The sequence below is a fragment of the Streptomyces hamibioticus genome (assembly GCF_047946815.1).
In the GTDB taxonomy this organism is placed as follows: Bacteria; Actinomycetota; Actinomycetes; order Streptomycetales; family Streptomycetaceae; genus Streptomyces.
The window spans coordinates 6,583,379-6,595,325 of sequence record NZ_JBKKQY010000001.1; the positions used below are offsets into that span (position 1 = coordinate 6,583,379).

Annotated in this window: 10 protein-coding genes and 1 pseudogene; 3 read left to right on the forward strand and 8 right to left on the reverse strand. The window is 73.9% G+C overall.

The genetic code is table 11. The features are described from left to right. Positions 1-52 precede the first annotated feature (52 nt). A complete protein-coding gene (locus tag ACLGIH_RS30020; RefSeq protein ID WP_416528415.1) occupies positions 53-1,654 on the forward strand; it encodes an MFS transporter in 1,602 nt (533 codons plus the stop codon). 49 nt (positions 1,655-1,703) lie between these two features. On the opposite strand, the gene ACLGIH_RS30025 is transcribed toward ACLGIH_RS30020, so the two are convergent. The 4 genes from ACLGIH_RS30025 to ACLGIH_RS30040 all read right to left on the reverse strand — a co-directional run bounded on the left by ACLGIH_RS30025 (position 1,704) and on the right by ACLGIH_RS30040 (position 5,998). After that, positions 1,704-2,093: a luciferase domain-containing protein gene (locus ACLGIH_RS30025; protein WP_416528416.1), complete on the reverse strand. Its 390-nt coding sequence runs from the start codon at positions 2,091-2,093 to the stop codon at positions 1,704-1,706. 131 nt (positions 2,094-2,224) lie between these two features. Continuing rightward, on the reverse strand, positions 2,225-3,307 hold the full coding sequence (locus tag ACLGIH_RS30030) for a lytic polysaccharide monooxygenase (RefSeq protein WP_416528417.1): 1,083 nt from the start codon (positions 3,305-3,307) through the stop codon (positions 2,225-2,227). 330 nt (positions 3,308-3,637) lie between these two features. After that, positions 3,638-4,681, reverse strand: a complete 1,044-nt coding sequence (locus ACLGIH_RS30035; protein ID WP_416528418.1) for a LacI family DNA-binding transcriptional regulator — start codon at positions 4,679-4,681, stop codon at positions 3,638-3,640. 144 nt (positions 4,682-4,825) lie between these two features. Next, the gene (locus ACLGIH_RS30040; RefSeq protein WP_416528419.1) at positions 4,826-5,998 is read right to left on the reverse strand and encodes a DNA polymerase III subunit beta family protein; all 1,173 of its coding nucleotides are present in this window, start codon (positions 5,996-5,998) and stop codon (positions 4,826-4,828) included. 289 nt (positions 5,999-6,287) lie between these two features. Between ACLGIH_RS30040 and ACLGIH_RS30045 the strand changes: the two genes are divergently transcribed. After that, the gene (locus tag ACLGIH_RS30045; protein WP_416528420.1) at positions 6,288-7,475 is read left to right on the forward strand and encodes an MFS transporter; all 1,188 of its coding nucleotides are present in this window, start codon (positions 6,288-6,290) and stop codon (positions 7,473-7,475) included. 72 nt (positions 7,476-7,547) lie between these two features. Beyond that, the gene (locus tag ACLGIH_RS30050) at positions 7,548-7,808 is read left to right on the forward strand and encodes an ABC transporter permease family protein (RefSeq protein ID WP_416529514.1); all 261 of its coding nucleotides are present in this window, start codon (positions 7,548-7,550) and stop codon (positions 7,806-7,808) included. On the opposite strand, the pseudogene ACLGIH_RS30055 reads toward ACLGIH_RS30050, so the two are convergent. The 4 genes and pseudogenes from ACLGIH_RS30055 to ACLGIH_RS30070 form a co-directional block, all read right to left on the reverse strand. Next, positions 7,747-7,950, reverse strand: a pseudogene (locus ACLGIH_RS30055) (aldehyde dehydrogenase); the annotation flags it as partial. The gene ACLGIH_RS30050 and the pseudogene ACLGIH_RS30055 overlap by 62 nt on opposite strands. A 271-nt stretch (positions 7,951-8,221) precedes the next feature. Beyond that, positions 8,222-9,556, reverse strand: a complete 1,335-nt coding sequence (locus tag ACLGIH_RS30060) for a GAF domain-containing protein (protein WP_416529515.1) — start codon at positions 9,554-9,556, stop codon at positions 8,222-8,224. A 107-nt stretch (positions 9,557-9,663) separates the two neighbouring features. Further along, the gene (locus ACLGIH_RS30065; RefSeq protein ID WP_416528421.1) at positions 9,664-10,263 is read right to left on the reverse strand and encodes an N-acetylmuramoyl-L-alanine amidase; all 600 of its coding nucleotides are present in this window, start codon (positions 10,261-10,263) and stop codon (positions 9,664-9,666) included. Positions 10,264-10,542: 279 nt separating this feature from the next. Then, on the reverse strand, positions 10,543-11,787 hold the full coding sequence (locus ACLGIH_RS30070) for an ROK family protein (RefSeq protein ID WP_416528422.1): 1,245 nt from the start codon (positions 11,785-11,787) through the stop codon (positions 10,543-10,545). Positions 11,788-11,947: the final 160 nt, after the last annotated feature.

Genomic DNA, 11,947 nt, shown 5'->3' on the forward strand with positions numbered 1-11,947 from the left:
CCGGCCGGGCGCCCCCGCACCACCCCTCGCATGCACCGAAGAAGGCTCATCCATGCCGTCCACGTCCGTGGATCACTCCGCCCTGCCCGCGTCCGATCCCGCCCCGCCGGCCGCCGCCGGCCGGCGGTCCAACCCCTGGCTCACCCTGTGCGCCGTCGCGTTCGGCCTGTTCATGGTCCAGCTCGACGCGTCCGTCGTCGCCATCGCCAACCCGGAGATCGGCAGCGACCTGCACGCCTCGACCGCCGAACTCCAGTGGGTCACCAACTCCTACCTGCTCGCCCTCGCCGCCACCCTCATCCTGGGCGGCAAGCTCGGTGACCGCTTCGGCCGCCGCACCTACTACCTCGTCGGCGTCACCGGCTTCACCCTCGCCTCGGTCGCGATCGGGCTGTCCGGTTCGATCGAGGGAGTCATCGCCTTCCGTGCCCTCCAGGGCCTCTTCGGCGGCCTGCTGATGCCCAACACCCTCGGTCTGCTGCGGTCCGTGTTCCCGCCGCGGAAGTTCGGCATGGCGGTGGGCATCTGGGCCATGGTCTCCGCCGTGTCCACCGCCCTCGGGCCCATCGTCGGCGGCCTCCTGGTCGAGCACGTCAACTGGGAATCGGTCTTCTACATCAACGCCCCCATCGGCGTGGCCGCCCTCGCCTTCAGCGCCTGGGTGCTGCCGCAGAGCCGGAACTCCACCGGGCACCACCGGTTCGACGTCCCCGGAGTCGTCCTGCTCGCCCTCGGGCTCCTGGCCGTGGTCTTCGGTGTCGTCAAGGGCGAGACCTGGGGCTGGACCGCCGGCGGCACCTGGGGCACCATCGTCGCCGGCCTGCTGATCCTGGTGGTCTTCGGCTGGTACGAGACCCGTGTCGAGCACCCGCTGCTGCCCATGCGCCTGTTCCGCAGCCGCGCCCTGACCGTCGGCGCCGTCATCACCGCGCTGAACTTCTTCGTCCTGCTCGGCGTGATCTTCTTCGTCATGCTCTACCTGCAGAACGTCCGCGGCTTCACGCCCGTGCAGGCGGGTGTGCGGACACTCCCGCTGAGCCTGGCCTCCCTGGTCGCCTCGCCGCTGGGCGCGGCCCTGACCCAGCGCTTCGGTCCCCGGCTGACCATGCCGGTCGGCATGGGGCTCCAGTCCGCCGCCTGCTTCGGCATGCTGACCTGGCAGACGGATTCCTCGTACGCCACCATGTGGCCGCCGTTCATCGCGCTCGGCCTCGGCGTCGGCATGGTGCTGGCCGCCTCCTCCGACGCCATCGTCGGCAACGCCCCGGTCAGGGACGGCGGTGTGGCCGGTGGCCTGCAGGCCACGACCCTGCAGATCGGCGGCGCGCTGGGCACCTCCGTGCTGGTCTCCCTGATCAGCGGCAAGGTCGGGGCCACCCTCGTGGCGGAGCTGACCGGCGCGGGCGTCCCCCCGGGCGTGGCGCAGGGTCTGGAGGGGGCCCGGGACGCGGTCGCCATGGGCGTCGCGCCCGTCTCCGCCGCCATGCCGGCTGGCCTGAGGGCGGCGGTCGTCGAGGGCAGCGGGCAGGCCTTCCTCAACGGCGTCCACGCGGCCGTGGTCCTCACCGGTGTCCTCTGCGTGCTCGGCGCGGTGCTGGCCGCGGCCGGGCTGCGCCGCCCCGCGGGCCGGACGTCCGCGCACCGAGGCGGGTGACGGCGGCGATGTCCTGTGCTGTGGGACATCGCCGCCGTCGCCGTGCGGGTCAGTCCTCCGGCGCGCCGTCGCGGGTCAGCACGGTGACCCGGTGGAAGTTGCAGCCCGACGGGACGTCGGGGGAGGGCGGCGCCTGGTGGGCTTTGAGCGCGATGCTCACCAGGCTCAGCAGCAGGTCGACGTCCGCCTGGCAGTCCAGGTGCACGGTCACCCAGCGGGAGCCGGGGACCAGATGGATCGCGCTGGAGCCGCCGAGGTCGTAGTGGAAGCGCTGGATGACCCGGCGGGTGAGGTGGAGGTCCACGTCCCGGTCCGAGTGGAAGTGGGCGATCTCGCCGCCCGCGGAGCGGAGCGCCTGCCCGGTACCGCAGCTGGCCGGCCCGGCGGTGAGGTCGGGCCAGGCCTGCAGCCGCTGCAGGGCGCGCTGAGCCAGTGTCATGGCCCCATCGTCGCCCGATCACCGCGCCGCAACCAGAGGTTGAGCGATTTGTAACCGGCACGTGAGGTGGGCGGGGCGGCGGGAGCGCCGCGCGCGGGCGGCACGGCACTCCCTTCAGGGGGGAACGAAGGTCACGGAGTGACGCAGCCGATCGTCCCCGCGGGGAAGTCGTTGCCCGTGGACGTGGCCGTGAATCCGAACGTCACGGTGGCGTCCGGGGCGATGACCCGGTTGTGGTCCACGTTCCGGACCGTGACCGTGCCGTCGGACCCGGTGGACAACGAACCGTTCCAGACGCTGTTGATCCTGGTCCCGTCCCCGGGCTTCCACCGCACGGCCCAGCCGCTGCGCGGCTCCGCCGCGTGGTTCATGACCTCCACGGAGCCCTGGAAGCCACCGTTCCAGGAGTTCACGACCTTGTAGACGGCCATGCAGGAACCGGTGTGCGGCGGGTCCGTCGGGCCGGGCTCCGTCGGGTCCGGGCCCGGCGTGCCGCCCGGGCCGCGGATGCCGGTCACCTCGCCGTTGCCGCCGTCGAAGACGATGTCGGAGCAGGAGAAGAAGTTCTCCTGGCTGTCCGAGCGCACCCACTGGATGAAGAGCACCGCGTCACCGGTGCGGCCCGAGGGCAGCGCCAGGTCCCAGTGGTAGTGGCCGCCGTTGCTGCCCGCCCCGCCCTGCTGCGGCGGGTCGGTGACGGTCTGGATCAGTTCCAGGTCGTCCCAGCCCAGCTCGGAGGTGGGCGACCAGCCGGGCTTGGTCAGATACACCCGGAAGTCCCCTGGATGCGCGGCCCAGTTGCTGTAGCGCACCTTCATCGTCGCTCCCGACGTCAGGTGCGTCCTCGGCCAGTCGGCGCGGGCGGCGTTGTAGGCGGAGAAGTCGTACGGGGAACGGTCACCGGCGCTGCACAGGGTGCCGTCCGGCACATAACCCGGGCCCCGACCACCGGCGTTGGAGTCGAGCACCGCGAACCAGTTGTACAGCGCCGTGGCGCCGCTCCGGTTCAGCGCGTCCCGGCAGGCGGGGTTGGTCGGGTCCGGCGCGCCGGTGCCGGTGAGGGCGTCCAGCTGGCAGAGGTAGGTGCGCGAACCGGACATCATCGCGACGCTGTGCGCCTCGGCCCTGCCCTGGCCGAGGACGCTCAGGCCGAGTGCGCCGAGCAGGGTGGCCAGCACCGCCGCGAGGGTGAGGAGTCTGCTGCGTCGAGCCATGGGGTCTGCTGTCGGGATGATCAGTCCATGACATCCGGGGGTCGTGCTGGAGCCCCCGCCCGCCCGGGGAGACGGACCGACCGGACGGGCGGGGGAGCGGGTGGGGGGTGACCGAGTGCGGGAGCGCTCCCGACTCCCCCGTGTTGGGAGCGCTCCCACAGCTCGGCTCGATGGGGACTGTAGAAGCGGTCGTTGTCCCTGACAAGACCGTGCGCAGCGGATCGTGGAAGGAAATCGGAGGGAATGCGCAGGGCGAGGCGGGAAGAGGGCTTCGGCGGATCCGCCCAGGGGCGTGGCCGACCTGCTCGGAGGGCTCTCGGTCCGCGCTTCTCAGGCCGAGCCGCGCAACACCAGCTCGGTCCGGAGGATGACGTGCCGCCAGGCCACCGCGGAGTCCCCCGTCTCCTCCTCGATCTCCTCCAGCAGCAGTCGCACCATCGTCCGGCCCACCTCCTCCAGCGGCTGCCGGACCGTGGTCAGCGGCGGATCCGTGTGCTGGGCCAGGTGGAAGTCGTCGAAGCCGATCACCGCGACGTCGTCCGGTACCCGCCGCCCCGCCGCGCGAAGCGCTTTCAGCGCCCCCGCGGCCATGGTGTCCGAGGCGGCGAAGACGGCGTCCAGCCCCGGGTTCCGCCGGATCAGCTCGGTCATCGCCCGGCTCCCGCTCTCCTCCGAGAAGTCCCCCTCGGCCACCAGGGAGGGCCGGACGCCGATGCCCGCCCGCCGCAGCGCCTCGCGGTAGCCGCGCAGCCGGCATTCGGCGACGTACATGTCTGCGGGCCCGGTGATGGTCGCGATCGCCGTACGGCCGCTCTCCAGCAGGTGCGTGACCGCGTCGCGGGCCCCGCCGGCGTTGTCCGCGTCGACGTAGGTGATCCCTTCGTCGCCCGAGCGCCGGCCCAGCATGACGGTGGGCAGACCCGCCTCGGCGAGCATGTCCGGCAGCGGGTCCTCGGCGTGCACGGACATCAGCAGCACCCCGTCGACCCGGCCGCCGCGCGCGTACTCCACGAAGCGCCGGCGCTCGGTGTCCGTGCGGACCTGGGTCAGCAGCAACTGCAAGGGTGCGACCGGCGCGTCGGTCAGCGCGTCGCCGACGGTCCGGACGATCTCCGTGAAGAACGGCTCCCCGAACAGCCGCCAGTCCGTCTCGGTCATGACCAGCGCGACGGCGTCCGCCCGCCGCCCGGCCAGCGAACGAGCCGCCAGGTTGGGCACGTATCCCAGCTCCGCGATGGCCTGTTGCACCGCACGCCGCGTCGACTCGCGCACGCCCGCCGCGTTGTTGACGACCCGTGAGACGGTGCCGCGCCCGACACCGGCGCGGGCCGCCACTTCCTCCAGCGTCGGTGTGCCGGGCCGCTGCTTGCCCATGACCGCCTCCCCCCGCCACGCGATCAACCGATACTACGGCGGGCGCGCGTGCGCACCACCACCCAGGCGCGGCCCGGGGGGTCGTCCGGCGGAAAGACGCCGCCTGCGCGGCCCCGTCCGCCGGACGGGGCCCGGCCCCGGTGCTCAGTCCTCCAGACGCACCGGCATCAGCAGCGAGAACGCCCCCTCGTCACCGGGGCCGTCGGGGCCGTCGGGCCGACGGATCGCGAGCGGTGCCGTGGGGGCGCCGACCTCCAGGATCAGCCGGTCGCGGGCGCCGGCGGTGAGCGCCTGGAGCAGGAACTCGCGGTTGACCGCGACGCGGTCCGGAGCGTCGTCACCCTCCCCGCAGAGCAGCACCGTGCCGTCGTCCGCCACCCTGAGCACGCTGAGGTCGCAGGAGACGCCGTCCTCCTCGCGCGCCTCGCTCCCGCGGACGGGACCGGCCTCCAGCGCCTGCCGGAACCCGGCCACGTCGACGAGGGCCCGGCGTCCGGACGGCAGCTCGGTCAGCCGCCGGTAGTCGGGGAAGTCGTGCGCGAGGCACTGCCCGGCCGTCTGCCGGTCGCCGGTCTCCAGCGTCACACGGTCACCGTCGGCCGTGAGCCGGACCGGCTCCTCGCCCGTGAGCAGGGCCCGCATGGCGTCGGCGAGCGGGGCGGGCACGACAACCCGCATGCGGGTCCTGTGGTGACCGGTGACGGACGCGTGCGCGGCACCGGTGGCGGATGCCTGAGTGACGTCGGTGGCGGACGCTTGCGTGACCTCGGTGACGGGCGCCTGTGCGACGGCCAGGCGGTACCGGTCGGTGGCCACGACCCGGAGGCGGTCGCCCTCGGCGTCGAACAGGACGCCCCCGAGCACGGGCAGACCGGGGTCGGTGCCGACCGCGAAGCGGACCGCGTCCAACGCGGCGGCCAGCGCGGGCGCGGCGACGGACAGGGCGCCGACGGCGGTGCGGAGCGATGTCATGGGGTTCTCCCGGCGGTCGAGTAGGGATCGGAGCGCGGAGAACTCGGTGCGGGCGTCGGACAGCCCTCGTTCGAGACGGCGCAGGTGCGCCCGGAGCAGCCCCCGCACCAGATCCGGGTCGGGGCCGGCCCAGCCGGCCAGCACCAGCCGGATGTCCGCCAGCGGCATGCCGGCCCGGCGCAGCGCGGCCAGCAACCGGGCCTCCGCCAGCTGCTCCGGCTCGTACCACCGGTAGCCGCTGACCGGGTCCACCCAAGCGGGGACCAGCACCCCGGCCCGGTCGTAGAACCGCAGCGCACTCACGCCCAGTCCGCTGTCCCGGGCCATCTCCCCGATACTGCGCATGTCGTTCTCCACACCCGAGGACCCTGGACCCTTGACCAGGTCGAGGGTCAAGCGCGACGTCTGCGGAGGCCGCCGCCCTGTCGCCGGTCATTGTCGTTCAGGCCGGAGGGTCCGGCGGGTCCGGAGGGGCCGGGAGCCGGTACCGGGGCGCTGGCGCCCTCGCGTCCTCGGCCGGCGCCGGTACAGCCCGACCAGCGTGCCGCTCGCCGCCTGCCCGGCATACGCGTACATGCCGGACGCGCCACGCTCCTCGCGCGTCCGGGCCGCGGGCGGCGCTACGGTCGGCGGCATGGACGGTGATCTCCCAAAGTGGCGCGGGTGTCTGCTCAGCGGGGCCGTGTTCGCCGTCTGCATGGCCGGCACCACGCTGCCCACGCCGCTCTACGGCCTCTACCAGGAGAAGTTCGGCTTCGGCGAACTGACGGTCACCGTCGTGTACGCCGTGTACGCCTTCGGGGTCATCGGCGTCCTGCTGCTGGCCGGAAACGCCTCGGACACCCTGGGCAGGCGCCCGGTGCTGCTGTGGGGCCTCGGGTTCGCGGCCGTGAGCGCCGTCTGCTTCCTGTGCGCCACCGGGCTGGACTGGCTGTACGCGGGGCGGCTGCTGTCGGGACTGTCCGCCGGTCTGTTCACCGGTGGCGCCACGGCGTACGTGATGGAGACGGCACCGGCCTGCGGCGCCTCGCGCGCCACCTTCGTCGCGACCGCCGCGAACATGGGCGGACTCGGCTGCGGTCCGCTGCTCGCCGGAGTGCTCGCGCAGTACACGGCCTGGCCGCTCCACCTGCCGTTCGTCGCGCACCTCGCCCTGGTGGCCGCCTCGGCCGCCGTCCTGGCGCGGCTTCCGGAGACCGTGCGGGAGCGGCGTCCGCTGCGTACCGTACGGCCGCGGCGGCCCGGCGTGCCGCCGCGAGTGCGGGCCGTGTTCGGGCCTGCGGCGACCGCCGCGTTCGTCGGGTTCGCGCTCTTCGGGGTGTTCACCTCGGTCGGCCCCGCGTTCCTCGCCCAGTCCCTGAGCGTGCACGACCACGCCGTCAGCGGCCTGGTCGTCGCGCTGGCGTTCTTCGCCTCGACCACCGGGCAACTGGCCGTCGGCCGCGTCGGGGCGGGGCGATCGCTGCCGCTGGGCTGTGCCGGACTCCTCACAGGACTGGCCCTGCTCGCCGGCGCGCTGTGGTGGGACCTGCTGTCCCTGGTGTTCCTGAGCGCGGTCGTGGGAGGGACCGGGCAGGGGCTGGCGTTCCGCGGGGCGCTGTCCGCGGTGGCCGGGGCGTCCCCGGCTGACCGGCGCGCCGCGGTGATCTCGACCTTGTTCGTGGTGGCGTACGCCGGTATCTCGGTGCCGGTCATCGGCGTCGGGGTGCTGTCGGGACCGATGGGCCTCGAAGGCGCGGGGCTGGTGTTCATCGCGTGCATGGCCGGCCTGGTCGTGACCGCGGCCGTGTACCTCCTCCGGCGGCCGGTACCGGCCGGGTGAGGTCCGGGGGGCCTTCTGGAGGAGGCCGCCGAGATCGACGGCTGCAACCGCTGGCAGATCTTCGCGCGCGTGGTGCTGCCGCTGACCAAGCCGGCCCTGGCCACCCTGGGTCTGCTCGCCTTCCTGGCCAACTGGAACGACTTCCTGTGGCCGCTGTACGTCCTGCTCAGCCCCGAGACCCTCACCCTGCCCGCGGGCCTGGCGAACTTCCAGAGCGCGAACGACATCCACTACGAGCTGCTGATGGCGGGAGCCGTCATCGCCAGCGTCCCGCGTGCGCGGCGTCGAGCGCCCGCTCCACGTCCTCCGCCGTGCCGCGCGCGACCTCCGTGAACGGCTGCCCGTTCACCGGAGACGGGTTCTCGAAGTACCGCCCGCGCACCGGCGGTACGTACTCCCCGCCGACGAAGTGGTCGTAGCGCGACCGGTAGGAGACGATCGCGCCGTCGGTGCCGGGCGCCGCGTAACGGGTCATCCTGGTCTGCCTCCCTCGACAAGTGCTGCCCGCCCTTGGGCAGCGTCTGGCGTGAGGGTAGGAACCGGGACGTTGCAGCGACGTTGCGTGAAGCCGGTGAAGCCGGTGAAGCCGGTGAAGCCGGTGAAGCCGGTGAAGCCGGTGAGGCCGGTGAGGCCGGTGGCCTCGGTGAGCCGGGCATCGGGGCACGCGTGCGTGGGGCGATTCAGAGAGCGGGTGGGCGGGCGGGCGGTTCGCCGGGCACACCGCCTCGAAGACACGGTGCCGATGCTCACCGTGTGCCCGGTGCCGCTGCTCGCCGCACGTCCGGCGCTGCTGCCCGCCGTACGTCGGGTGCCGTTGCTGCTCGCCGTACGTCGGGTGTCGCCAGCTCAACTTCGAGTGCCGCCAGCCGGGAGCGCGTCGCGGCCGTCGGCCGTAGCGCGGCCAGGGCCCGCCAGACGTCGAGGTCGTCCTCGCCCCACGGCGCGTGTGCCCAGTCGGCCAGCAGGTCCGGGTCACCGCCCGCGATCAACGCGCTGCGCAGCCCGTCGGCGAGCCGGCGCCGCAGCCGGACCACCGACGGCGCCTGGGAGCCGGGCAGCAGCGGTCCGCCGTAGGCCGCGGCCGCCGCCGAGACCGCACCGGCGCGCAGCCGCCGCTCGACGACGGCGGCGTCGGACTCGACGGGCACCGTCAGCCGGTACGGGCGCGACGCCATCCGGCCGGGTCCCAGAACGCGGCGCAGCCGGGCCAGTTCGGCGCGCAGCGTCACCGGCGTGACCGTCTCGTCCTCGTACAGGGCGCACAGCAGCTCGTCACCGGTCAGTCCCTCGGAACGGCGGGACAGCAGCACCACGATCTCGCTGTGCCGCCGGCTGAGCCGGAGCCTGCGCCCGGCGGTGCTCAGCACGGCTTCGTCGCGGCCCAGGGCGGTCAGTTCGGCCGTGTCGGCGGCGGGTGGCCGCGGTGTCAGCAACGCCAGTTGGGACTCGGCGGCCCGGGCGACCGCCTGGACGAAGCCCAGGCTGTGCGGATGCGCGAGCCGGTCCCCGCCGGTGATGTCGACGGCACCGAGCACCCGCCCGGTGCGCGGATCGTGCACCGGAGCCGCCGCGCACGCCCACGGCTGCGCCTGCCGGACGAAGTGCTCGGCCGCGAAGACCTGCACCGGTCGGCCCACGGCGACCGCCGTACCCGGCGCGTTGGTTCCCACCGCGCTCTCCGCCCACCGCGCGCCCGGCACGAAGTTCATCAGTCCCGCCCGGCGCCGGGTGGCCGGATGCCCCTCCACCCAGAGCAGCCTGCCGTGCGCGTCCGAGACGGCGAGCAGGTGCTCGCCGTCGGCGGCGAACGTGCCCATGAGTTCACGCGCCAGGGGCATCACGCGGGCCAGTGGGTGCTCGGCCCGGTAGGCGCCGAGGTCGCCGTCCCCCAGCTCCACGTCCGCGGTGCCGTCCGGGCCGACACCGGCGCGGACCGAACGTCGCCACGACTCCACCACCACCGCGCGCACCGGCCGCGGGACGGTGCCGACCCGGGTGAACGTCTCGTGCGCACGCCGGAGCACCCGCGCATGCTCGACGGGGTCCGCTCCTGGCTCCAGAGCCACCCATGGATCGCTCAGCTCGGCCTCCCGGACGGCGACGCTGCCGGGGACATCGTCACTCCGGGGATGCCCGCCGACAACCACTTCGCCCGGCCCGGCCACCCGAACGTGGCGTTCTCTGGCGGTCAGGCGAAGTTGACCAGTCTGAGGTAGCGGGTCCAGTCCCACAGCGGGCCCGGGTCCGTGTGGTCGCTGCCGGGCACCTCGTGGTGCCCGATGATGTGCGCCCGGTCCCTGGGGATGCGGTACTTGGTGCAGATCGCCGCGGTGAGTCTGGCCGACTGCTGGTACATGGCGTCGGTGAAGTAGGCGGGACGGTCGACCCATCCCTCGTGTTCGATGCCGATGCTGCGTGTGTTGTAGTCCCAGTTCCCCGCGTGCCAGGCGATGTCGGCCTCGCGGACGCACTGGGCGACATGACCGTCGGCGGAGCGGATCACATAGTGCGCGGACACCTTCTTCTGCGCGTTGCGGAAGATCGCCAGGGTGTCGGCGTAGGTCTCCTGCGTGACGTGGACGACCACGTAGTCGACCGAATGGGCCGTGGGACGGCTCGACCTGGTGTAGTTGGCGGTGCTCGCCGGCTGCCACTCGGCGAGCGGGTAGTCGACGGCCTGGGGCCGGGCGTCGGCCCGGGCGCCGGGCAGGAGTGTGTGGGGGACTGCCGCGAGCGCGGCGCCGGTCAGGAGCCGCCGCCTGCTGGGGAGCGGTCGTGCTCGTTCCATGGAGGGCCGCCTTTCGGAGCTTGCCACGCGGGTGGGAGGGGTCGGACAGCCTGGGCAACGGCGGTGCGATGCCCCGGGTTGCGAACCGCTGATGCGTCCGGCTCAGCGAAAGTCACGCTACGGCGCCGGGCAGTTGCGCAGAAGTACGCGTCCCGGTCCGGTGGATGGCCCGGCGACTGTGAAGAACTCGGCCACTCGATCGAGTGATGGCGGCCGCTCAGTCCCGTCCCACGTCTCCTCGGAGCCGTCTCGGAGCCCCCGGACCGGCCCCGGGGTTTCTCAGGCCCGTTCCGCCACCGACGCCGGGTCGTCCAGCACGGCCCGCACCACCGAGTGCGCGGCTCCCAGCAGCGGGCCCTGGGGCCCGAGTCGCGACACGGTCACGGGACAGGCCGGACCCGCCGTCCGCCGGGCCAGTTCCTCCCGCAGCGATGTCAGCAGCCAGGGCGCGAGCCCGGACAGCGCGCCGCCGAGCACCACACACCGGGGGTCCAGCAGATTGACCGCTCCGGTCAGTGCGATGCCGAGCGCGGTCCCCGCATCACGCAGGGCCCGGCGTACGTCCTCGTCACCCTTCTCGGCGCGCTCGGCCAGCAGATCCACGCGGTCCTCGCCCGCTGCCAGGCCGGCCGCCCGCAGCAGCGCCCCCTCACCGGCGTACTGCTCCAGGCATCCGCGCCCGCCGCACGGGCACTCCGGACCGTCGGGATACACCGGTACGTGTCCCAGCTCGCCCGCGAAACCACGCGTTCCGCGCAGCAGCCTCCCGTCCACGACCACGGCCGCGCCGATACCGATCTCGGCGGACACGTGCAGGAAGTCCGCAGGCGTGCCGTCGGCGAGCCACAGCTCGGCGAGCGCACCGAAGTTGGCCTCGTTGTCCACGGTCAGCGGCACGTCCCGGGCGGGCGTCAGCTCCCCGGCCGGCGTCACGTCGACGGGCAGCAGGGTGCCGAGGTCCACATCGCGCCAACCGAGGTTGGGAGCGCGTACGACGGTCCGGGCGTCCCGTGCCACCAGACCGGGCACCGCCACGGCGAGCCCGGCCGGCCACAGGCCCTCGGCCTCCGCCTCGGCCACCACCCGCCGCACCAGGACGGTGAGCTGCTCGACCACCGGTTCGGGGGAGCGGCCTCGGTTGCTGCCGTGCCGCACCGCCCGCGCCCGCACCCGGCCGCGCAGATCGACCGCGCAGACCGCGAGATGGTCGACGCCGACCTCGGCGCCGATGCCCGCGGGGCCGCGCGCGCTGACGGCGAGCGCCGAGCCGGGGCGGCCCACCCGCCCCGGACGCTCGGGACCGAGCTCCTCCAGCAGACCGGAGCGGACCAGCTCGTCCACCAGCGTCGACACCGCCGCCCGGGTCAGCCCGATCCGGGAGGCGACGGCCGCGCGGGACAGCGGTCCCTCGGCGCTCACGGTGTGCATCACCCGGGCCAGGTTGCGACGGCGCATGCCCTGCTGGGTGTCCGGCAGGGCACGCCCGGAGCCGCCCGGGCGTGCCTCGTGCAACGGTGCGGTCATGCCTCCTCAGTCCTCGGTCGGGGGCCGCGGAGGGCCTCGGCCGGCGTCCACGGACGTCCTCGGCGGGGGAGGCCGCGGACGTCGCAGGTGGGTGCCCGGGGTGTCCCCGGTGCGTGCCGCCGGCGTCCTCGGTGGGTGCCCGCGGGCGGGGCCACCCAGG

Coding starts and splice junctions, on each gene's coding strand:
- ACLGIH_RS30020 (WP_416528415.1), top strand. CDS start 53: ATGCCGTCCACGTCCGTGGATCACTCCGCCCTGCCCGCGTCCGATCCC.
- ACLGIH_RS30025 (WP_416528416.1), bottom strand. CDS start 2,093: ATGACACTGGCTCAGCGCGCCCTGCAGCGGCTGCAGGCCTGGCCCGAC.
- ACLGIH_RS30030 (WP_416528417.1), bottom strand. CDS start 3,307: ATGGCTCGACGCAGCAGACTCCTCACCCTCGCGGCGGTGCTGGCCACC.
- ACLGIH_RS30035 (WP_416528418.1), bottom strand. CDS start 4,681: ATGGGCAAGCAGCGGCCCGGCACACCGACGCTGGAGGAAGTGGCGGCC.
- ACLGIH_RS30040 (WP_416528419.1), bottom strand. CDS start 5,998: ATGCGCAGTATCGGGGAGATGGCCCGGGACAGCGGACTGGGCGTGAGT.
- ACLGIH_RS30045 (WP_416528420.1), top strand. CDS start 6,288: ATGGACGGTGATCTCCCAAAGTGGCGCGGGTGTCTGCTCAGCGGGGCC.
- ACLGIH_RS30065 (WP_416528421.1), bottom strand. CDS start 10,263: ATGGAACGAGCACGACCGCTCCCCAGCAGGCGGCGGCTCCTGACCGGC.
- ACLGIH_RS30070 (WP_416528422.1), bottom strand. CDS start 11,787: ATGACCGCACCGTTGCACGAGGCACGCCCGGGCGGCTCCGGGCGTGCC.